Here is a 20,363-nt window from a genome sequence, read left to right on the forward strand (position 1 = left end):
GATCCGGGCAGTTTCACGATTGCTCACGCTCCTACGCGTTCAGTCAATATTTTCCTGACGCTTTGCTGACTTACCCATTCGTTGATCCTGAAGTGGCGTTTTGCCTGCACTAGATGCGCCGTAGAGCAGCTTCGGCGGACAGCACGCGGTTTTCCATATATGAGTAGTGAAAACGGCTATGGCTGGTTACACATGTGGTGCTAGGCAACTGATTCAGGTGATTTGGTAGCGAAATTTGAGACGGTTGTAGCCGTACGAACCATCTCGGCAGAGTTTCGGGATCAACACGTTATTCCCCAAGGGCCGTAAACCAGTCAATGTGCGGCCAGAGCCCACGCAATTTTGAGCTTGGCTAAAAGTGGGACCAAGCGTTAGTTTTCTCGCCGGAGCTTTGCTGAGCCACTATTATGATTATGCCTATCCGTTACGATACGAAATGCGATCGACGGGATGACGGTGGAGGCCTGGCCACGCCAATGAGCGCGCACGCTGGCCGGTTGCCTCAACCAAGAATGCAGATGCAAACTCGAGAGACTCTTCCTTGTGGTTAATCTGGATCTGCCAGCCGTCCTTTCCTTTCTGGAGGCCTTTCACGACGCGCCCGACATGAAGACGAGCGCCCGCACGGGGCCTCCTGCTGCGAACGACGGTCCAGTTCCGGGCGGGCACAGACCCTAGCTCCAAGCAGGCCACCAGCTTCGGGCGATGGGCTGCCATTCCAAGCGGCCGTCCAATGCACTAGTCCCGTGGCCCTTCCCCATGCGGCCCGCATCAGGAAAACGGGTTCACCGACCTCCGTGGCAGAAGAGATTCCGGCTAGCGCGAGCATTCGCACCGCTTCCGCACTAGCATCTCACCGACGCGGGCGCCATTCTTTACCTCATCGACGAGCATCACATCGAGGCCTCGCCTGGCAAGCGCCCATGCGCACAGCGCCCCTGCTGGGCCAGCCCCGATGATTGCGACGTCGACGCTTTTCACGCCATCCCACCCAGATCAGGCGAGATTGGGATTCCTCTCGGCTTCGACGAAGACCTCATTTTCACCCTGTTGGACGATAAATCCGAGCATTTGGAAGTTTTGGGCCAGCAGGGCCTCGGATTCCGCCCCGCGCGCCCATGATTCACTGTCGTTGACGAAATCGCCGGCCTGCGGCGCAATATCCGCGCGCTGACTTGGCCACCACTCGGTATTGCATTGATAGAAGTCCGACGGCCATGGTTGCGCCATGAGAGCCGTCAGTTTCGCCGGCAACCGCCTTGTCTTGGTCGATGCGGAAATCGAAAGGCAGGAAAAACAACGTCGGGTCGGTGATGATGATGCCAGCCTCAATGCCCGGGCAGAAACCTTGACCGACTGCGCCCTCCAGTGCGGCGCGCGTCAATCCTTGGGGAGTGATCGTCGCCGTCGGCTGTGTCGTCGTTTCGATCGAACCGGGATTCCAGTCCACCCATGCCGCTAGCAGATCGATCTGCCATTGGCGCAGCTTAAGCGGGGGGCCAGGCGGATTCGAGGCGATGTACCCAACCAGGATTTTCTCAGTTTTGCGGATCGGTTGACCAACGCTATCACGCGCCTGCTGATGTTCAGGAAGCCCGCTGGCGAGATTGTTGCTGTCGAAGGCCGCATCCCGCCAGTTGGCGTCGTCGTGCACGAAACACAGCCGGTGTGCACGTTGGATCAGCGGAGCGATCTCGAGGTGGTAGGATATTGGGCCTGTTGGCTTGGGCAAGCCAAGGGAATCGTACCCCACCTGCCACTTCCTCGGGCGAGCGGGTTCTGACCACGGTAGTACCGTCTCGGGCTGCCGGCCAGAAAAAAGGCCGGAGGGAAGGCGCGACCATCAGTCTGATGGCCCGGAGCTCTCGGCGATTGCGCGGTCGCGAGCAAAGCTCAGCGGATTAACGCGATACAGTGCGTGGTCGTCGCCGCTCCTGATCAGTGTCTCGAATTTTGAGATAACGCGTGGGCTCCAGGCTCGTGCCTGCTCCACTTTGGTCATCCTGCTTTCGAGAAGACGATCGTCGACTATCGTCACGCCGGACCCTCAACCTGGCCTTACTGCGAGACACTACTAAAGAAGCCAGCGCGATGCGAATGGGTTGCCGTCGAAAGCGTCTGCCGGCACAGCAGAGATTCTTATGCTCTGCTCGTCTAGCCACCCATTCAAGGCACATCGCTCGCCCCGAGCGATACAACGAGCCCGAGGACAACTAAAGCAACGCCCAAACTGCCTTCGAAGCGGCGGCCACGGGGCAGCAGCTTCTCGACGAAGACGAGCAGCGTCAAAAGCAGCATCCAGGCGACGCTCATGACGCCGGTCGCAACCAGCACGGCAAACAGCGCCCAGCAACAGCCAAAGCAATAGAGACCGTGGCGCAGCCCCATCTTGAGCGCGCCAACACGCCCGTCGCGCCAGTGCTGCGCAACGAAAGCGAGCGGCGAACGGCAATGGCTGAGGCAAATGTGCTTGAGGGTCGTGAATTGGTAGAGCCCGGCGACGGCAAGCGTGGCACCGAGTGCGAGCGGTGCCCATTTCGAACGCTGAGGCGGATCGAGGGTCGTTGCAACGTCGCTACCGAGCTGGACCAGGAGATACACGACAAGGCCTGCCGCTGCCCAGACGAGCAGATAGCCCGCGACGAAGGTCCACGTCGGGATGGCCACACGTTGTTCGCGCCTAGCCTGCGCCGCCGCGACCATAAATATCATGGGCGCCGCGGCTGGCAGCATCATGGCCGCCATCATCACGGTCCACACAGCGAGAAAAGCGGTGGCGCCGGCAAATGACCAGTCGTCGGCGGCAATTCCGGCCATCGCCATGCTCGCCATGCCTTCCATACCTTCCATACCCTCCGTACCGCCGCGCACGGCAATGCCCATGGGCATATCCATGCTGAAGGCCTGGTAGAGGGCGAGCGCCCACGCCGCTACTGTCAGCCCGACGAGCGATGCGAGTAGACCGAGCGGGATGCCGCGCAGATTCCAAGTGAACCGCCGCGATTTCCTGGGGAACGCGTCAGCCATGCTCTAGTCCGGGCCGGTCCAGTCGAACGGAATGTGCTTGCTCGAGCGGGCCGTGCCAGTCCAGTCGAGCCCAAAGCCCTTAGTGCTCACCTCGACGGAGCGCCCCCAGGTGGCAACCTGGCCCGGGCCGACCTCCGAACCCGGCGGGTTGATCGTCTGCACTCGCTTGCCGGGTGGTGTGGTGGGGCCGGAAAGCGCCTCTGCGCGCCCAACGACGAGGCCAGGAATTTCGACCCGCCAGGTGGCCAGGTCGCCCGCCACCTCGAAAGTGATTGGCACGAACTCCATGCCACGCATCTCGCCGATATTAGCGGCAAATCCCGCGGGCCAGCCGCCGGCCTGCCCGCCGAAGATCACCTGCAGGGCTTCGCGCTGCTGCTCATCCGCCTTCTCATCGAGATACATGCCCATTACGGCCTTCGCCTCGCCGGCCCATAGATTGCCTTCGAATTCGCCGAGCGCCACCAGCGTCAGGCCGTCGAGCTTCACGCCACCATACCGACCCTCACGCACGTGCCAGGCGAGCACACCCTGGCAGTGATTCCCGGTTGGTCGCTGGGCGAACTCGCAAGGGCAAGGGATGTCGCAGCTGCAAATGTCGAACCAGTCGCCAGCGAGCCGCCATTGAGGCACTGCATTCATGGCTCATCCTCCGGATGCTTTGGCCTAGATCATACGTCGAAAACTGATCGTGCTCCAGCAGTTCATGCATCGCTGATTTGATGGAGGGCTCTCCACATTATTCGAGCGGTGCACGCCAAACCTGCAGTTGGGCTACTTCAGGTCCGGATTTCGACGACGTGCCGGAGACAGGATCCGTCACACCGAGGTCGCCGCCGAGATCCTCCAGCATATCGCGCATCGTATCGAGAAAGCCGATGATCTGCGGCCGGGCCGCGGCGAGGCTGTCCATGTCGTTCCAGTCACCGACGACGCAGAAGGTTCGGTCGCCGGTCCGGACGAGCGCGGCTTTGCGGAAGCCCCTGATGTCGAGCGTCGCCTTCTTGTGCGCGTCGATGAAAGTCTGTTCCTTACCGGGCTTGGTGCGAACCGAACGACATTGTAAGCAGTCATGCCTTCCTCCATAGCGAAATTGATTATCGACCGAGCTTACGGGCGAGCCTCCAGAACCATGTTGAACGGCGTCTCGGTGGCGCGACGGAAGCGGCGGAACCCACCGCCCGTAACCACCTTGCACAGCCTGGCTTCGCCCGCCTGGGCGCCGAGGCCGAGCCCAACCTCCTGCGACAGCGAGGCTGGCGTGCAGATGAAGGTCGAGGCGGCGTAGTAGATGCGGCCGACCTGATTGAGGTTCGCTGAAAGCTTGTCATGAGCGAAGGGTTCGACGACCATCCACGTGCCGTCCGGCTTCAGCGCCTTATGCACATGCCTGGCTGCACCCTCCGGATCGCCCATGTCGTGCAGGCAGTACCCCGCCGACGCGCAGCTGATGTCGATCGCGGCTACCTCCACCGACCTGCCGATCGACAAGGTCGACGACTATATCGAAACTACGTCGCAAAAGTGGGCGGCATCAAGAGAGGATGGCAATGTCTTCACCGAACACTCCTCGTAGCAATTGCTGACTCTTACCGCCCGCTTCCAACTAAAGCATCTCCTGTACCGGCCACACTTCTATCCCGTAATGTGGTGGCCGGGCGGCGCGCCCCCTGCGATTAAAATCGCAATTTCGCACAGGCAGCCATCGCTCTAAAACGGCCGAGCTGAGCGCGTCGATACTTTTTCAGGCCGCACAGGGCCGCCAGCGCGCGAAATGCCTGCGGTACTTGCTCGGTAGGGCAAGTTGAGCACCCGCCAAGCCTGCCTCGCAGTCGCTAATCGAAAATCGCTCAAATTTCAGCTTCGGCTAGGTCTATCTGACCATCCGGAGGCTATTTAGCTCATGGTCGACCGCACAATTTGGATCCCGCGCGAGCGTCTCGCGGCTGTTGCCATGCTTGCGCGATCACCTGCTGAGACGGCAACCCTGCCCAACGCCCGACAACGCGGGATTAACGCTGGAGATCACCGGCCACCGGCATAGCCGGTGGTCAGTTTCTTCGGTCATGTGTACGGCTCCTATGTGCTAGATGACAAGACGTGAACTATTCTGTCGTCCGTAGGAAATGAGGCGCCTGGCACGCAGTGTATTGCCCAACCGGCTGGCGTTGGTTGCTTCTGATATTCGGCAATAGCGGCCGCGCATTGCACGCGGGTGTTGAAGGTGCTCGGGAGGAGGACCAGTCCGCCCTGGGGACCGGCAAGCACAAGATACCAGATGAAAAGCTACGGTCGAAGTCATGATAAACACCAACCTAGTGGCGACGACGGCCAGCCATATCCAAAGACAGGCCGTCGAGCCTTACTGACTCGGTCACTTGTTGCAGTTCTGCGTGGTCGAGGTGGCCGCACCGCTTGCCGTGTTGTTGTCTACATCATTGCCGGCGGTGTCTTTGCAACGGTCATTCATTCCGTTCGGTTTTCCAGTGGTCGAATTTGTCGTCGTCGAGTTTGTCGAATTCGGATCCGTTGTCATCGTCCCAGTGTTGTTGCCGCCACCTGAGCCATTGACGGTCGCCCCACCGCTACCATTGACGCTGCCATTGCCCGCGCCAGCGCCAGCAGTACCACCCCCCGACGCTCCGTTCGATTGTGCAAATGCGGAGGCGGCTAAGGCGATCGTCAGCACGGATGCAGTTAGAATTTTCTTCAGCATTAGAGGTCTCCATATCGTCGCGGAATTGCGATCGCTTCTCGAACCAAGATTTTTGCTGATTGTTCCGGGTGAAAAGCATTTTGATCCCAACAGGCGGTGCATGCCCATGGATCCTAAGAAAAGGCGTTCTGCCCGCAGTCTTATGCGCATAGTTCCGGGGCGAATTCTGTCCAATCAGGTAGCTTGAGATTTCGCTTGCGACCGCTTCGACAGGCAAGCTTTGACCAGCCGTTGGTCGTCCAACTCCATGCTTCACAAAGTCCTTCGGATTGTACGGTCGGACGCATGTTCCGCATATTGCCCTTGAAGGGAGGCGCATCTGCTTAGAGTTCTCGGCACACCTCGACGCAGAAATCGACGAAGGCGCGCACCTTGGCAGGTGGGTGCTTGCGCGATGGGTGAAAGGCAAACAGCGGGAAGAGTTCGCCATGCCAGTCGGGAAAGAGATCGATCAGCACCCCATCCGCGAGCAATTCCCCGACGCCCCAACTGATCACCTGGGTGACACCCGTTCCAGCGATGCATTCCTCTAGCATCGATTTAGGGTCGGTGAAGGTCAGCGGTCCGTTGGTCGCAACCTCGATCGTTTCCTCGCCGCGCACGAACGCCCAGTCGAATGGCGTGCCGCTGTGTGGGTTCAGGAATTGCAGGCATCGATGCGTTGAGAGATCCGCAGGCTCGAGAGGCCGTCCATGGCGCTCGATATATCGCGGGGAAGCGACCGTCAGGATCGGCGCCTCGATCAATTTGCGCGCAACCAGGGTCGAGAAACGTGGCTGTCCGAACCGGATCGCAAGGTCGATGCCATCCGACACAAGGTCCCCGAACTGCTCTTTCGACACGAACTCGATCGTCAGCTCGGGATAGCGGTCGCAAAAGGCGCCGAGCCGGCCAGCCAGCACCAGCGGCAAAAAGAAGGGGTCGATGTCGACCTTGAGGCGGCCTCGTACAGCCGAGGCCGTGCCGGAGGCGATAACAGCCGCATCCTCGATTGCGACCAGGTGGGGTTTTACTTCTTCGTAGAAGCGCCGGCCCTCATCGGTCAGCGACAGGGATCGCGTGGTGCGATCGAGCAGCCGCACGCCCAGACGCGCCTCAAGGCGTCCAATGGCCCGGCTTACCCCTGAATCGGTGATGCCGATGAGCTCGGCGGCTTTGACGAACGTGCCGCCCTCGACCACCGCCGCCAGCACGCTTACCCCAGATAAGATCCTGCCGTCGAACGCCATCGATCATTCCTGATTTTCAGTCAGGAAGTATTTGACATAAGCGCACTTAATTCAAGTTCGTCCAGAAGCGATAAGGCTGGCCATGCGCAACCCTCGTCTCCGCGCACCTGGAAAGCAACAAGACCGTGAGCACGAAGAAGAATCCCCGCACGCTATTCAAGGGCGGTACCGTCATCACGATGGATGCCGCAGTCCCCAATCTCGCGACCGGCGACGTTCTGGTCGAGAACGAGCGTATCGTCGCGATCGGCGCAAACATCCACGCGGATGGCGCCGAAATCATCGACGCCTCGGCAAGCATCGTGATGCCGGGGTTGATCGACGCGCACCATCACATGTGGCTTGGCGTGATGCGGCGTCTGATGCCTGACGTCGACGATCTCTTTGCCTATATCGGCGTCGTCGCCGAAACGCTTGGCGCGCATTACCGACCGCACGACATGTATGTCAGCACCAGCCTGACGGCCGCAGCCTCGCTCGATGCCGGCATAACGACGATCATCGACGCTTGCCACAGTTCGCGCAGCCCCGAACACACCGATGCGGCGCTCGACGCGCTCAAGGGTTCCGGCGTCCGCGCCCTGCATCTGGTCGGCGCCGCCATGGACAAGAAGGCATCCGGTGCGCACCTGCCTGGCGATCTCGAACGCCTTGCCCGCAACTGGAATGCTGGCGGTCTGGTGCAAGTGGGACTGTTTGGCCAGTTCAATCTCGACTGGTGGAAGGTCGCGCGCAACCTCGACATGCGGATACTGACCGAGTTCATCGGCGATCTTGCCAAGCTGCCCGCGGAAGTGACCGAGAGCGGCTTGTTGGGTCCGCATAACATCTTCAACCATTGTACGCGCCTGCCCGAAGACACCTGGGAGCGCTTTGCCGACGCCGGGGTCAACGTGACCGTCAATCCGCGTTCCGATGCGCTGTTCGGCTTCGACGACGACCGCTTCGCCTATCAGCAGGCGATCGACCACGGTCTGAAGCCGGCGCTTGGCATCGACCTCGACACCGCCTTCGGCAGCGATCTGTTCGGCGAGATGCATGCATTGTTTGGACAGCAGCGTTCGGCGATGCGGTATCGCCGATTCCGGGGCGAAACCAACGTGCCGGCGCCGATTTCCGTCGAGGCGGTGCTGCAAGCCGCCACCAACAACGGCGCCCGTGCCGCCGGCCTTGAAGCCGCCATCGGCACGCTGACGCCGGGCAAGCAGGCCGACATCATCATGGTGCGCACCGACGATGTCGCTGTGTTCCCGCTCACCAATGCCATTGGCACGATCGTCCAGGCTGTCGAACGCTCCGACGTCGACACCGTGATGGTCGCCGGCAAGATCCGCAAACGCGCCGGCAAACTGGTCGATGTCGATCTCGCCAGGCTGGCGTCCGAGGCAGCCGCCTCACGCGACTATCTGCTCGAAACCAGCGGTTATCGCACCGGCCTCTTCGGAGCCGCTGCGAAATAGTCCGTCTGATCCGGCTGGTCGCCCAACAAGCGGCGGCCCGCCGGCTCCAACCCACTCTATGGAGGCTGTCATGTCAGCACTCGCTACCCCTGCGGTGAACCGGTCGAATGCCGCGCCGGCTCTTTCCCGTCCCGCGCCCGGCATCATCGCGGCGCTTTTTTGCGGCTATCTCTGCGTCGGCTTGCCGCTGCCGGTGCTGCCGCTGTTTGTCCATGACAAACTCGGTTTCAGCAGTCTGGTCGTCGGGCTGGTCATCGGTATCCAGTTCCTGGCTACGGTCCTGACGCGCGGCTATGCCGGGCGTGTTACGGATCAGCAAGGCGGCAAGCGCGCGGCAATTCAGGGTGCGGTCGTCTGCGCGTGTGCCGGGCTCCTCTATTTCGTCTCCGCGCTGCCCGGCCTGTCCCCTGCAACCAGCCTCGCCATCGTGGTCGTCGGCCGCCTGACGGCCGGGTTTGGCGAGAGCCAATTCGTCACAGGCTGCGTCTCGTGGTCGATCGCCTCGGTCGGTCCGCAGCGCGCCGGCATGTCGATGTCCTGGACTGGCATTGCGATGTTCGCGGCGCTGGCCGTCGGTGCGCCGGTCGGCATGGCGCTCTATCAGGCCTATGGGCTCGATGCCGCCATGGTTGCCTGCATCGTGGCGCCGCTTGTCGCCGCTGCGATCGCCTTCGGCTCGACCTCTTATATGACGCCCGGCGGCCAACGACTGCCCTTCTACCGCGTCGTCGGTCAGATCTGGCGCGAAGGTCTTGGCCTGATGCTGCAAGGCGTCGGCCTTGCCGGCCTCACCGCCTTTGCCTCGCTCTATTTCGCCGTGCATGGCTGGGGTCATGCCGGTCTGGTGATGACCGCTTTCGGCATTGGCTTCATTCTCGTGCGGGTCTTGTTCGGACATCTGCCCGACAGGATCGGCGGCTATCGCGTCGCTCTGTGGTCCATGGTCATAGAGGCGATCGGACAGCTGATGATCTGGAGTGCCCCGCATGAAAGCCTCTCACTGGCTGGCGCCCTGGTCACCGGGCTAGGCTGCGCGCTGATCTTTCCCGCCCTTGGTGTCGAAGCCCTGAAGCGCGTCCTGCCGGCAAACAGGGGCAGCGCCATGGGTGCCTTTGTCGCCTTCCTCGACATCGCCTACGGGCTCGCAGGGCCTGCCGCGGGGTTCGTGGCCGGCCAGTTCGGATACGCTGCCGTCTACCTGCTTGGTGCTGTCAGCGCATTACTCGGCGTGGCATTGGTCTCCACGGCACGCAGGTGCGAAAACTGATCGTCGACCAGATACCATCGCCACTAACCAACGCGGCCAGTTTCAAGGAGAATTGCCATGTCTCGCATCTTCATTTCCGGCTCGTCCGCCGGCCTCGGCCTGATGGCGGGCGAACTGCTCGCAAGCCAGGGCCACCAGGTCGTCCTTCACGCCCGCAACGCAGTTCGCGCCAGCGACGCCCGTCAGGCATTGCCTCAGGCCGAAGCGATCGTGGAAGGCGACCTCGATACGGTTGCCGGCGCCAGGCAAGTTGCCGCACGCGTCAATGAACTTGGCCGCTTCGATGCGGTGATCCACAACGCCGCGGTTGGATATCGCGAAGCCCATCGCCTGACGGCCGATGGCCTGCCACACGTCTTTGGCATCAACACCTTGTCAGCCTATATCCTGACCGCATTGATCGAGCGTCCGAAGCGCCTCGTCTATCTCAGTTCAGGCATGCACCACCACGCGGACGCCAATCTCGACGACATCCTGTGGCGCAAGCGCCGCTGGAACGGTTCGACCGCCTATGCCGAGAGCAAATTACACGATGCGATGCTGGCATTCGCGGTGGCCCGTCGCTGGCCTGACGTGTTGGCCAACGCACTCGAACCTGGCTGGGTGCCCACCAAGATGGGCGGTGCCGGAGCACCCGATGATATGAAGCAGGGGCACCTGACGCAGGCCTGGCTCGCCGTCAGCAACGAGCCACAAGCCGAAGTGACCGGCCACTATTTCTATCATTTGCGTCCGCTGCCCGCCAACCGTCAGGCCGACGACAAGGCGCTTCAGGATCGTCTGCTTGGAATCTGCGGTGAACTTTCCGGCCTCGCGCTACCTGCCGCCTGAGCCATATCCAACATTTCGCGGTTTGAAAATAGCCAGTCGGAGTATCCCCTGAGCAAACTTCGAGTGACGAGCTTCCGCTGCCCTACCGCAGAAGAATGTAGTGAACCCCCAGCCAAGGCGCCGATGCCGGCACCCAGGCAGTCCTGCGCGACCCATGTTGCTCCGGCAAGAGCCGAAGCAACGATCACAATGCGGTGACGGCCGTAACGAAGGCTCGACAGGCTGCGAAGACTTTGACGTAGGCGCCGGGCAAAGCATTTGCGGCGCGTCCCAGCCAGAGTCTGGGCTCGATCTGCCAACCTTTCAAGGAATCCACTATCATGTTGAATAGACGCACTTTCTCCACCGCGCTCGTCGCTGGGGTGGCGACGAGCATACTGGCCGGCACCGACAAGACGCGAGCCCAGACGAGTCCCAAGGTTCGAAATGTCGTCCTGGTCCATGGTGCGTATGCGGATGGCTCGTGCTGGTCCGAAGTGGTCGGCCGCCTGCAGGAGGCCGGCCTCAATGGAACCGTCGTCCAGCACCCGCTGACCACACTTGAGGCGGGCGTCGAGGCAACGCGCCGTGCGATCGCTCTCCAGGATGGACCGACGGCACTTGTCGGACACTCCTTTGCCGGCATGATCGTCACCGAGGCGGGAACGGATCCAAAGGTTTCCTCGCTCGTCTACGTAGCGGCGCGCGCTCCGGATGCGGGCGAAGATTACACGGCACTCGCCAAGACTTTTACCGCGCCGCCCGCTTCCGCCGGCCTTGTCTGGTCCGATGGCTATGGCAAGCTCAGCGAGGAGGCTTTCCTGCGGGATTTTGCCGGCGGTATTCCTCGTGAGAAGGCTCGCATCCTCTATGCCATCCAAGGGCCGATCTCGGACAGGCTTTTTACCGGAAAGACAACGCAAGCGGCTTGGCGCTCGAAGCCAAGCTGGTATGCCGTCTCGACCGAGGATCGCACGATCAACCCGGATCTCGAACGCTTCATGGCAAACCGCATGAAGGCAAAGACCATCGAGGTGAAGGCAAGCCATCTGTCGCTAATCTCTCACCCGCGCGAGATCACCCAACTCATCTCGGAAGCCGCCGGGCGGCTCAGCTAGCGAGGTTGGCCGGTCTGGGCGGCGTGGTATTCAGCGGCCCCGGGGGTATTTCAATGGGGCCGCCGACAGGCCTCGTGAGCCGCCGTTGGCAGGCGACGCTTGCCAGCCGAACGATGGTGTCCGCTGTTGTATCCTGGCTTGGTCCGTCGCTCGGTTATCACTACGTGAGTGGCGATCCGGAGCCGTCGTTGGGTAGCGGCTCCGGAAGCCGCGAGCAACTCGGCGGTGGGGGCGGAGCACGCACCGCGCACCGAGCTTGGCAGGGGCACTGCGAACTGCGCAGGCACCACAACAAAACCCGGCCGCCGTCCCGAACGGCCGATAGGATTGGGCGCCGTAGCAACAGACGTGCTGGCCGATGCGGTCTGGTGACACGCCCGCGCCGACGGCATCGATGACCCCGGCGCCGTCGCTGTGCGGAATCACCCGGGCATAGCGCATCGGCGCGCCCTGCCAGCCGGAGCGTTTCTTCATATCGCCGGGATTGATCCCCGATACGGCCAGGCGGATCCGAACTTCACCATCGGCTGGCTCGGGGTCTCTCCGACCACAAGCGCGTCTCTGGCGAAGCCTCGCTTTTCATACCATGCTGCACGCATCGTCGTTCCTCGCGAAGTAGTGTTTCGTTTGGCGGTGAGCTGCCGGATTGAACGAGTGGCCCAGTTCTCCACGCGGGCGTCGGCGATGATCCGTGTCTGAGCGTCGACGAATGATCAGGAGCCTGCTTTCACAAACAGGCTGCTCGGACCCCGCTCTCGAAGTCACGAAAGTCTCATGGGCGACTAGCGTTGCGCCGGCGCAAGGGTGGAAGAGAAGCTGTAGCGGGCGAGCTTCCACGCCCCGACCTCCTTGTGCAACACAAACAGTTCCTGATTGTGCGACGGAACTTCGCTGCCGGTGGCGTGAATCTTCATGGTGCCAGTGGATGTCGTTCGCAAAAACCCCCATTCGTTCGAAAGAACCTGCACCTCGTCGATCTGGAAATGGAGGTTGAGGTCGATCGCTTGGAACGTTGCACCGTAGAATTGCTCGACTGCCTTGATGCCCACGACGGTTGGGGTCTCTTGCGGCATCAACACACTATCGTCCGTGTAAAGCTTCACGACAGCTTTGACGTCGGAGTTGTTGAGCGCCTGCTCGTAGCTTTGAAGCTGCAGCGTTATGGCGGCTTTGGCCGGTTCGTCGGACTTGGCTGGCGCCGCCAGCACGATCAGAGGAAGCGCTGCGAGCGCCAGCCCTCCCAAGTTGTTCTGAAAGATTATAGACATCAGTCTCTCCTGTTGCCGCTCGCCCGAGAACACTTCCCGTATGCAGATAAAGGCAACTTAACCGGCTCGCGAATGGTGCGGTATCCACGCATCTGGTAACGTCCCTCTCATAACTGACAGGAACGCAGCCGTGGACTTAAACGCCGTGCAGATGTTTGTGAGTGTCGTGCAGTCCGGCAGCCTGTCGGCCACCGCGCAGCGGACGGGCATTCCGCTGCCGACGCTCAGCCGCCGGATCCGCGCACTCGAGCGGGAACTGAAGGTGCAGCTGCTGGAACGCTCCGTTCGAGGCACCCGGCTGACGGATGCTGGAACGCGCCTGTATGAGCACGCGACCAGAGGCGTCGAGGCATTCGAGGAGGCCGAACAGGCGGTCAGGAGCGACCAGGCGCGTCTAAGGGGACGCCTCCGGCTCTCCCTGCCGACCGCCTTCGGACCGTGGTGGGAGGTGCTCGGCGCGTTTCAGCGGCAACATCCCGACATCCAGCTCAGCGTGTACACCACGGACCGCCGCGTCGACCTCGTCCAGGATGGAATCGACGTTGCGTTGCGCATTGGAGACGTCCTGCATGAGTCGATGGTGGCGCGGCGACTGCTCTCCTATCGCCACGGGCTGGTTGCCAGTCCCGCGCTGCTGGAGCGCTTGGGAACGCCCGCTGCCCCCGATGCACTGCACCGCTTTCCCTGCGCTACCTGGTGCCGGGACGCCAACACGCAGGGCATCTGGCGCCTCGGCGAGCACATCGTCGAGCCGAAGGCGGTGCTGACCACAAACGATTATTTGCAGCTTCTGGGCCGGGCGCTGGCCGGCGATGTCGTCACGGAACTGCCTCCGTTCTTGGCCGCAGAACCCATCCGGAGCGGCCAGCTACGCGCCGTACTCGCCGATCACCCGATGCCGGAACAGCAGGTCAACCTGCTCTATCCGTCGCATCGGAACCCTTCCAGCATCGTCCGGGCATACCTGGATTTCTGCCAGAAGCATCACGTCGCGCAGTTCCTTGTTCTTCCCGTGTCAGCAATTTCGTGAAGCGCGCCGAGCAGCCGATCCGGCAACGCACCGGCAAACACAAATCGGAGAGGGTGCTGCTACGCGCCGATCCACGGGTAACGCGTGTCCTTCCCCGCATAGTCTGGGTCGAGATAGATGGACACACGCTGGATAGCGGATTTCGAACACGTCGCACCAACGGCCGGTGCCCCAGGCCGGATGGTCGGCCTCCCAGGCGCCGTCGCGGTGTTCGCCGCTGCTTCTGCCCTCGACGACGATCGTGTCAGACCCGGAGAAGATGTAATTGCCTCCTGATGACGGATCTACTTGGAGGTCGCGCCGACATCGCCGAATAGCTTGCCGATTTCGCTACGGCCATGGGCTACGCGCCATTTCGGGAAATAGACGACGGTGTCCTCGGCAAACAGTTCCAGGAAAGGCAGTTCGTCCGAAGTGGAGCCGCGATCGAGGACTTGAGGTACTCAAGAGCGAACATGTCTGCCTGCCCGTTCAGACGGGCAGTCTGGCGTCCGAATCCATCTCGTAGTTATGGACGAAATCCGCCGGTGGCTGCGGCCCCAAAGGCGAGCCCGTCCTCGTCGGCGAAGTCGCGCGCATCCCAGAGATAGCCCTTGGGGATGTAGTCGATATCGCATGAGTACTCGGAGAAGCCGCCCCATGGATCCTGGACGTAGTGGAAATAGTTGGAGCCGATCGTGTGGCGGCCGACACCCCACCCGCGCTTGTAGCCTTTGTCGGCCATGTAGAGCGCGCCGTGACCGATGTCGTCGATGCTGCCGACTTTCCGTGAGCAATGGTGCAGGCCAGGGCCGCTGGAACGCGCTAGCGCCAGCAGGTGATGATCGGAGCCGTGGACACCATGCAGGAAGGCGACATTGCCGCCTGAGTGATCGGAAAGCCGCAGTCCGAGCACTTTCTCGTAGTAACTGATGGCGCCGTGCACATCGCTGGTGAAGATCTGACAGTGGGCGAGCCGCCTCGGCAGGATCTGCTTCAGCTCGATATGGCCAAGCCCGCTGCCGCGACGTCCGGCCGGGACCTATTTGAAATAGGCCGCAGCCTTCTGGTCGGGCGAGGTCTTCCGGGCGACCTTGATCTCTGTCAGTACGCCATCGTGGCCGACGAACCACAGGCCGTTTTTACACGGATGCATCTCTGAACACGCTGAAGCCGATGACCTAATTCAAGGCGGCTTTCCAGTCGATGCCTAAGGCGAAACGGGAGGAAGTGGTTAGAATTTGCAATGAACCCGCTACGAGCAGCGGTCGTCTCGAAGAGTTCTGCTCCGTCGTGAACACCCTGCACAAAATGTGACGATCCTCGATCAGGCTCTAGAAGGATGGCGGGCTTGTGCCCGCCATCTGACGTTTGTGTGATGTCCTAATGTAAGCGCGACAAGTAGCTCGACCTTTGGCGAAAAGGGCGACGGTTGCGATAGGCAATCGACTTCATTGCATGAGCCTGGTGGCGAGTGTTCCAGAAGTCTACGCGAGCCAAGGCGCGGCGCAGAACAACTTGCCATCGTGCAGACATCGATAACAAAGCGAGCCAGGGTGGGCTCGCGCAGCCACCCATCGACATGCCTGCGATCGATGAACCGAGAGCAAGAGCCAGCGGACAGGTCGCGGGGCCGCTCCTGAGCAATTTAGGCCATTCCGGCGAGGATTAGCGGCGTTCGAGGCGGGCTACTCGTTCCTTCGAGGGCAGCATGCGCTCCAACACGTCGTCCTTCTTCACGAAATGGTGCCAGAGCGCGGCTAGGGCGTGCCCTCCGGCCAGGATCAAGATCGCGTTGGCGCAAAGGCTATGAATTTCTCTGATAATGCCAGCGACGCCGCGATCCGGCGCAAAGGGTGCCGGGATCGTAAACAATCCGAAAAAGGTCAGCGCATCGCCCCTGAACCACGTCAGCATGATGCCAAGCACGGGGATTGCGACAAGCAGGGCATACAGGGCGAAATGACCAAGCTTGGCCACGGCACGTTCGAAACCTGTCATGGAATTGGGGAGGGTCGGTGCGCCCCTCGCCAACCGCAAGGCCACTCGCCAGAGCACGAGAACAGCCAGGAGCAGGCCAAACGAGATGTGAAGCCACCATGCAAGGGCTCGGTTGGGATCGCCACGTTGGAAGAAATCATCGCCGAAGGTCAGCAGATACATGCCCACAACCAACGCGAACAGAGCCCAGTGCAAACCCTTCTGGGTCGAGGAATAATCGACAGTCGGCATATGGCAGCTCCGGTTTAGATCGTCCGAGTTGCTATTTGCATTGGGGCGAAGTTGCGGCTCTGATATTACTGTTTCGTAATGCAAAGCTGTCTCTGCTAGCTGTCGTTTGGTGGAGTCGCCTGGCCAGTTGCCTGTGGGTCAGCCGTCCGGATGGATTCAACAGCCACGTTAACAAGTTGCCATGCGGGCCTTTGGATGCGTCGCCAGTCTTTGAGGCGTGCGAACATGTTCTCGATCCTGTGGCGTTGTCGGTATAGGACCGGATCGTAGTGGCACGGGACTGCTGCTGACATAGACTTCGAGGTCGCCTGGCGCACATACAACAAGGTATGAAGAACAAGCCATTTGATAATTAAAATTGCCGCGGCGCATTCCTAACTTTGCAGTGGCCGAGAACCGCCGGTGATGCCTCCCGTCATCGCGACGCGACGGAACAGGACGGCCGACAGATGCAAGGCAGGGTGAAAACGATCGCCCCCTTCTCAGTAAAAAAGGAGGCGCAATCATGCGCTCATTTACTCTCAAGACTGCAACCCTCACTGCAGTTCTCATCGCTGTTCCGATCGCCGGAGCATATGCCCGCGGCAACTCGGTTGGCGACCCGCCAACCTTGATTATTGGTCAGGCACAGGGTCTGGACCAAGGGATCGCGGACGCAAGGCAACAGAACGCGATCACGGCGGCCGAGGCGCAAAGTCTGCACATGCAGGCAGTCGATATCAGCCAAGCCGCCGAAACAACGGCCGCCCAAGGTGATGGCACCATACCGTTTGGCGAATCGCAGCAGTTGCTGGTCGATCTCGGCAATCTCGAACAGACGCTCCGGCTCGATGCCGGCAGTGCCTTCGCCATCTACGACCATCATTGAATCCATCTCCGAAATGAAACGCCCGCCACCGCGAGGCAGCGGGCTTCAAGTGTCCGAAGGGCAATTGATCAGAAATGCCGTGCTAGCGCTGCCCCTCTTGCGGCACGTCGGGTCATTGGACCGGCCCACAGTTTCGCCGAATCCGACTCGGCAAGTTCAAGGCCAGAGCCCGAGCTGGCAAGGTTGCCTTCCCAAGTCTGCCGCCAGGCCGAAGGCGCCGGAGCTGGTCCAACCAAGCGAATGATCCAGATCGCTGGCGTCCCCTTTCCTGTCATCAGTGCTGATGACTTCGGCGCCACCAGGTCTGCGCCTGTTCTAGATCCGGGTCGCCGTACACAAGGTCCAGCATCGAAATCAGGCGTTCAATCTCATCCTCGATCAAGCCGCGGACCGATGGGTCAGAGAGGCGAACGGCGGCGCTCATGATAGCACCGCCTTCCGGTTCGCCTTGCACCCGGCCTGCTCCTTGCTGGCGCCCGACTGCTTCGAGACGCCCGGCCAATGCCGCCTCATCGCGGGAAATTGCCAGCGGGGTTTCAGGAGTGCCGCCGCAACCAATCCTGTTTCCAGTGCAGATGGCGGACGCACTCGGCAGGGACGAAAACCTTTTTCAGGCCTTCAATCTGCCATGCGCGAAAGAACTCGGCGGGCTCGCTCGCATCGGTAGCCTCACGACCTTCTCTTCGATGCGCGTCGGCGGCAAGTATGCGGCAATAGTCGGCCGTAATGTGGAAATGATGCGCCGGTTCGATTTGCATGCGGCCAGTCCGCCAGCAGTTTGCAGGCTTGAGCCAACCGGTGATTTCGGCCGGTTCATCGGTGATGAGCCGCGGCGCCTTCGGCCGGAAAGCAACAACTTCGCCCATGGTCACACCCCACTCTCAACCGAGAACGAAGCAAGGAGCGCCGACTTCTTCGGCGTCCACGGCCCAACCCATTTGTGCGTGTAAGTGCAGAAGGCAGGCCGCCTTCGCCCGGACATCGCCAACCGTTTAGCACGGCTGGCGTAAGAGCCCCCATGCTCCACCGGAACGCACTAGCGCCTCGACGGCAGTTCGAAAACAGCGAAATGTAGGCGCAATTGGCGGCGGCCCGCGACAATTTTAGCCTGTGAGCCCGCCAACCAAGCCGGCCAGGCCCTGCAGGCCACCGCGTCCCGCCTGGCTTGGCCGGGCCGCCTCATGCATGGTCCTCGCGAACGTATCAGCGGGCGCAGCGACGATCGGATCTGGCTCCGACGTTTCGAACCCCTTAGGCGCCATGAAGAGCAGCACGATAGCCACAGCTATTGATGCAATGACGGTGGTGGTGTTAGCTAAATGTCTCATCATCTCACACGCGACATTCCAGGAATAGATGCCGGAGACACTGCCCCAAACGGCCCCTGCGGCGCCTCGGGGTGGATGCGGCCGGCGAGACTGAAAGGACCAAAGCCTCGCCGGCCTTTTGCTGCTGTCCCATGGTGAGAAACATCAGCAATCTACTGAAACAGCGAAGTGTCCAATTCCTACTCGCGGCGTCGGTCGCTGGCGAGCCCAGAGCCGTGGCTGCCAAAATCCCTCGATGAAATCGCTCGGAATCAAATCCGAGCGTCGCCGCACCCGCCGCGCATAGCGGCGGCGGATGCTGGCGCCTTATTAACGATTGTAGGGGCTGCCGTAGTGCTTCACGCCCAGAGCCGTCGTGTAGTTGTGAAACGAGTCAATGCCGTCAAACCATTGCTTCTGGCCGAAGTCTCCGTAAGCGCTGTCGCCACCACCGCGACCCTCGTGGCCACCGCCATGCGAGGCAGCAAAGGCCCCGGAGAGCGGAATTGTGACGATCATCGCGGCAAGCGCCGCCTTCAGAGTGATAGAACGCATGATTGCATGTCCTTTTCGATGAGGAAGGCGGCTATTTTGTCCACCGCGCATTCCGGGTTACAGGCTCTAGGAAACAAGTAAAAACGCGATGGTCTTTAACATTTCTTGGCCTACATCTGCTATATAGGAACGATCTTCAGTAATATGTAATATATTAAGGTATGATTTTTCCTATAAAAGAGTATGTTTCTAGAAGCTGCGCTGGCAAAGGCTGACGGTCTAGGCCGCAAGGCTGAACCTGTTAAGAGGGCGCGAGCCAAGGGAAGGCCGTGAGAGCCGCCGCCGTCCTCCAGATCGGAATCGTCGGCTTGGGCAGTCATCGTTGGCAACGCCATTGCTAGGACCGAGCATCGTCCAGCCCAGCGACGGCTCCTCGCGGTGATCAGCGACATCGCTCGGTCCAGGAGGCCATTTAGGCGCTTCTCGACTTCCTGCCGCCATGTGCGCGGGTCTGTTCCTTGAGGCATCCCCAAGGGCGTCCTCAACATCCTGATGTGAGTGTTCATGACACCACCGCCCGGAAAGACCCGAGCAGCGCGGTAGCTTCCCAACGTTCCATTTCGCCGCCATAGGCGCCGGTATCATCACTAAGCAGCAATTCGGCGTTCATCTGCACCCCGCGATAGGTTGAGCGAGGTGCGTTCAGAACGGCTTTGTAGACCTCGAACCATGACACAAAGGCGATGTCGAAGAGGCCTTCCGCAGCTTTCCTATCGCCGCCGGCTCCTCTGCTGCAGGCATGATCGTCAACAACGTCATGTAGACCTCAACCCTCGACTGCGAATGGATCGGCAGATCACTGCGAGCAAGCGCCGCCTCGCGCACCGCCTCCGAGAAGGTCGGATGGGCGTGGCAGGTGCGAGCAATATCCGTGGCTGCGGCACCGAATTCCATGCCAACGCAGATCGAACGCTGTGTCGGGATATTGTCCGATATCGACGAGGCCGAAAGCTGCGCTACGGGCAGCCAAGCACCGTCGGGCCGCTTGTGTGTTAGTGCCACCAGACCCAACAGGCTCGCATATTCTTCTGCCGCTCGTTTCCGAATGCCTTTCCCGGAATCCAAAGGTCCCGCTCGACATTTATCTCGCGACGCTATTGGCGACATTCGGGAAGAACGAACAGACGTGATCGTGACATGCGGTCCTACGCCTCTGTTCGGCATCGACATCCCGGCACACCCGGCCCAGGAGCGGGTGCAAGGCGGAATACCAGACGGTTTGGCAGACCCTCAACGGGCGGCCGATCGAGCAGAGCGGCGGTTCGGGCATTCGGATCCTTCACGAACTTCTGGTGTGACCGGCTGACGTGGAGCCAACGTGTTTCATCCTGCGCGTTAAACCTACCGGCCACGAGCGCAGCCAAGGCCGTGGGCGGCCTGGATCGCGCTGAATGATCTTTCAGAGCCGGGGGGGGGGGTTTGGGGGGGGCGGGGCGGGGGGGGTTGAATGGGGTATAATGCGGGTTGTGGGGTGGGGGTAATTACGGGGGAGCCCCC

At 61.1% G+C, this 20,363-nt stretch carries 20 protein-coding genes and 4 pseudogenes; 7 read left to right on the forward strand and 17 right to left on the reverse strand.

The features are described 5' to 3' along the window. Positions 1 to 816 precede the first annotated feature (816 nt). From NKH52_RS28595 to NKH52_RS28625, 7 genes and pseudogenes are all read right to left on the reverse strand, one after another. Entirely contained in the window at positions 817 to 981 is a 165-nt protein-coding gene (locus tag NKH52_RS28595; protein WP_352735615.1) for an FAD-dependent oxidoreductase, read from the reverse strand. Positions 982 to 1,123: 142 nt separating this feature from the next. Continuing rightward, a complete protein-coding gene (locus NKH52_RS28600; RefSeq protein WP_352735616.1) occupies positions 1,124 to 1,654 on the reverse strand; it encodes a LodA/GoxA family CTQ-dependent oxidase in 531 nt (176 codons plus the stop codon). 207 nt (positions 1,655 to 1,861) lie between these two features. Beyond that, positions 1,862 to 2,038, reverse strand: a pseudogene (locus NKH52_RS28605) (DUF5939 domain-containing protein); the annotation flags it as partial. A 128-nt stretch (positions 2,039 to 2,166) separates the two neighbouring features. Further along, complete coding sequence (locus NKH52_RS28610; protein ID WP_352735617.1) at positions 2,167 to 3,027, reverse strand: DUF2182 domain-containing protein; 861 nt, start codon at positions 3,025 to 3,027, stop codon at positions 2,167 to 2,169. Between the two features lie 3 nt (positions 3,028 to 3,030). Further along, entirely contained in the window at positions 3,031 to 3,669 is a 639-nt protein-coding gene (locus NKH52_RS28615) for a DUF1326 domain-containing protein (RefSeq protein WP_352735618.1), read from the reverse strand. 97 nt (positions 3,670 to 3,766) lie between these two features. Then, complete coding sequence (locus NKH52_RS28620; protein WP_352735619.1) at positions 3,767 to 3,940, reverse strand: hypothetical protein; 174 nt, start codon at positions 3,938 to 3,940, stop codon at positions 3,767 to 3,769. Positions 3,941 to 4,137: 197 nt separating this feature from the next. Beyond that, a pseudogene (locus tag NKH52_RS28625) lies at positions 4,138 to 4,455 on the reverse strand (SAM-dependent methyltransferase); the annotation flags it as partial. On the opposite strand from NKH52_RS28625, the gene NKH52_RS28630 reads away from it, so the two are divergent. Beyond that, the gene (locus NKH52_RS28630; RefSeq protein WP_352735636.1) at positions 4,442 to 4,603 is read left to right on the forward strand and encodes a hypothetical protein; all 162 of its coding nucleotides are present in this window, start codon (positions 4,442 to 4,444) and stop codon (positions 4,601 to 4,603) included. The pseudogene NKH52_RS28625 and the gene NKH52_RS28630 overlap by 14 nt on opposite strands. 798 nt (positions 4,604 to 5,401) lie before the next feature. On the opposite strand, the gene NKH52_RS28635 is transcribed toward NKH52_RS28630, so the two are convergent. Next, positions 5,402 to 5,743, reverse strand: a complete 342-nt coding sequence (locus NKH52_RS28635; protein ID WP_352735620.1) for a hypothetical protein — start codon at positions 5,741 to 5,743, stop codon at positions 5,402 to 5,404. A gap of 323 nt (positions 5,744 to 6,066) precedes the next feature. Beyond that, a complete protein-coding gene (locus tag NKH52_RS28640; protein ID WP_352735621.1) occupies positions 6,067 to 6,972 on the reverse strand; it encodes a LysR family transcriptional regulator in 906 nt (301 codons plus the stop codon). A 125-nt stretch (positions 6,973 to 7,097) separates the two neighbouring features. On the opposite strand from NKH52_RS28640, the gene NKH52_RS28645 reads away from it, so the two are divergent. From NKH52_RS28645 to NKH52_RS28660, 4 genes are all read left to right on the forward strand, one after another. Then, positions 7,098 to 8,432, forward strand: coding sequence for an amidohydrolase family protein (locus NKH52_RS28645; RefSeq protein WP_352735622.1), 1,335 nt, complete (start codon positions 7,098 to 7,100; stop codon positions 8,430 to 8,432). 70 nt (positions 8,433 to 8,502) lie between these two features. Continuing rightward, positions 8,503 to 9,699 (forward strand): arabinose transporter, encoded by a 1,197-nt coding sequence (locus NKH52_RS28650; protein WP_352735623.1) that lies wholly within the window; start codon positions 8,503 to 8,505, stop codon positions 9,697 to 9,699. Positions 9,700 to 9,756: 57 nt separating this feature from the next. Then, positions 9,757 to 10,530, forward strand: coding sequence for an SDR family NAD(P)-dependent oxidoreductase (locus tag NKH52_RS28655; RefSeq protein ID WP_352735624.1), 774 nt, complete (start codon positions 9,757 to 9,759; stop codon positions 10,528 to 10,530). 317 nt (positions 10,531 to 10,847) lie between these two features. Further along, positions 10,848 to 11,627, forward strand: coding sequence for an alpha/beta fold hydrolase (locus NKH52_RS28660; RefSeq protein WP_352735633.1), 780 nt, complete (start codon positions 10,848 to 10,850; stop codon positions 11,625 to 11,627). A gap of 30 nt (positions 11,628 to 11,657) precedes the next feature. Here the strand turns inward: NKH52_RS28660 and NKH52_RS28665 are convergent. Continuing rightward, positions 11,658 to 12,140: pseudogene (locus tag NKH52_RS28665) on the reverse strand (alcohol dehydrogenase catalytic domain-containing protein); the annotation flags it as partial. Positions 12,141 to 12,409: 269 nt separating this feature from the next. Further along, positions 12,410 to 12,928: a YybH family protein gene (locus NKH52_RS28670; RefSeq protein ID WP_352735625.1), complete on the reverse strand. Its 519-nt coding sequence runs from the start codon at positions 12,926 to 12,928 to the stop codon at positions 12,410 to 12,412. A 97-nt stretch (positions 12,929 to 13,025) separates the two neighbouring features. On the opposite strand from NKH52_RS28670, the gene NKH52_RS28675 reads away from it, so the two are divergent. Continuing rightward, positions 13,026 to 13,925 (forward strand): LysR family transcriptional regulator, encoded by a 900-nt coding sequence (locus NKH52_RS28675; RefSeq protein ID WP_352735626.1) that lies wholly within the window; start codon positions 13,026 to 13,028, stop codon positions 13,923 to 13,925. A 508-nt stretch (positions 13,926 to 14,433) separates the two neighbouring features. Here NKH52_RS28675 and NKH52_RS28680 read toward each other — a convergent pair. Then, positions 14,434 to 14,910, reverse strand: a complete 477-nt coding sequence (locus NKH52_RS28680) for a VOC family protein (RefSeq protein WP_352735635.1) — start codon at positions 14,908 to 14,910, stop codon at positions 14,434 to 14,436. A gap of 662 nt (positions 14,911 to 15,572) precedes the next feature. Further along, positions 15,573 to 16,136: a cytochrome b gene (locus NKH52_RS28685; protein ID WP_352735627.1), complete on the reverse strand. Its 564-nt coding sequence runs from the start codon at positions 16,134 to 16,136 to the stop codon at positions 15,573 to 15,575. Between the two features lie 505 nt (positions 16,137 to 16,641). Between NKH52_RS28685 and NKH52_RS28695 the strand changes: the two genes are divergently transcribed. Beyond that, positions 16,642 to 17,004: a hypothetical protein gene (locus NKH52_RS28695; protein ID WP_352735628.1), complete on the forward strand. Its 363-nt coding sequence runs from the start codon at positions 16,642 to 16,644 to the stop codon at positions 17,002 to 17,004. A gap of 274 nt (positions 17,005 to 17,278) precedes the next feature. On the opposite strand, the gene NKH52_RS28700 is transcribed toward NKH52_RS28695, so the two are convergent. From NKH52_RS28700 to NKH52_RS28715, 4 genes and pseudogenes are all read right to left on the reverse strand, one after another. Further along, a complete protein-coding gene (locus NKH52_RS28700) occupies positions 17,279 to 17,428 on the reverse strand; it encodes a hypothetical protein (RefSeq protein WP_352735629.1) in 150 nt (49 codons plus the stop codon). 112 nt (positions 17,429 to 17,540) lie between these two features. Continuing rightward, on the reverse strand, positions 17,541 to 17,870 hold the full coding sequence (locus NKH52_RS28705; protein ID WP_352735630.1) for a hypothetical protein: 330 nt from the start codon (positions 17,868 to 17,870) through the stop codon (positions 17,541 to 17,543). A gap of 771 nt (positions 17,871 to 18,641) precedes the next feature. Then, positions 18,642 to 18,866 (reverse strand): hypothetical protein, encoded by a 225-nt coding sequence (locus tag NKH52_RS28710; protein WP_352735631.1) that lies wholly within the window; start codon positions 18,864 to 18,866, stop codon positions 18,642 to 18,644. Between the two features lie 783 nt (positions 18,867 to 19,649). Further along, positions 19,650 to 19,769, reverse strand: a pseudogene (locus NKH52_RS28715) (oxidoreductase dimerization domain-containing protein); the annotation flags it as partial. Between the last annotated feature and the right edge of the window lie 594 nt (positions 19,770 to 20,363).

Origin of the sequence: Mesorhizobium sp. M1066 (genome assembly GCF_040318635.1) — a bacterium.
Taxonomy (GTDB): Bacteria; Pseudomonadota; Alphaproteobacteria; order Rhizobiales; family Rhizobiaceae; genus Mesorhizobium.

Bases quoted from the DNA above. Each gene is read 5' to 3' on its own strand.
- NKH52_RS28610 (WP_352735617.1), bottom strand. From the start codon at position 3,027: ATGGCTGACGCGTTCCCCAGGAAATCGCGGCGGTTCACTTGGAATCTG.
- NKH52_RS28615 (WP_352735618.1), bottom strand. From the start codon at position 3,669: ATGAATGCAGTGCCTCAATGGCGGCTCGCTGGCGACTGGTTCGACATT.
- NKH52_RS28620 (WP_352735619.1), bottom strand. From the start codon at position 3,940: ATGGACAGCCTCGCCGCGGCCCGGCCGCAGATCATCGGCTTTCTCGAT.
- NKH52_RS28630 (WP_352735636.1), top strand. From the start codon at position 4,442: ATGTCGTGCAGGCAGTACCCCGCCGACGCGCAGCTGATGTCGATCGCG.
- NKH52_RS28635 (WP_352735620.1), bottom strand. From the start codon at position 5,743: ATGCTGAAGAAAATTCTAACTGCATCCGTGCTGACGATCGCCTTAGCC.
- NKH52_RS28640 (WP_352735621.1), bottom strand. From the start codon at position 6,972: ATGGCGTTCGACGGCAGGATCTTATCTGGGGTAAGCGTGCTGGCGGCG.
- NKH52_RS28650 (WP_352735623.1), top strand. From the start codon at position 8,503: ATGTCAGCACTCGCTACCCCTGCGGTGAACCGGTCGAATGCCGCGCCG.
- NKH52_RS28655 (WP_352735624.1), top strand. From the start codon at position 9,757: ATGTCTCGCATCTTCATTTCCGGCTCGTCCGCCGGCCTCGGCCTGATG.
- NKH52_RS28685 (WP_352735627.1), bottom strand. From the start codon at position 16,136: ATGCCGACTGTCGATTATTCCTCGACCCAGAAGGGTTTGCACTGGGCT.
- NKH52_RS28695 (WP_352735628.1), top strand. From the start codon at position 16,642: ATGCGCTCATTTACTCTCAAGACTGCAACCCTCACTGCAGTTCTCATC.
- NKH52_RS28700 (WP_352735629.1), bottom strand. From the start codon at position 17,428: ATGAGCGCCGCCGTTCGCCTCTCTGACCCATCGGTCCGCGGCTTGATC.
- NKH52_RS28705 (WP_352735630.1), bottom strand. From the start codon at position 17,870: ATGGGCGAAGTTGTTGCTTTCCGGCCGAAGGCGCCGCGGCTCATCACC.
- NKH52_RS28710 (WP_352735631.1), bottom strand. From the start codon at position 18,866: ATGCGTTCTATCACTCTGAAGGCGGCGCTTGCCGCGATGATCGTCACA.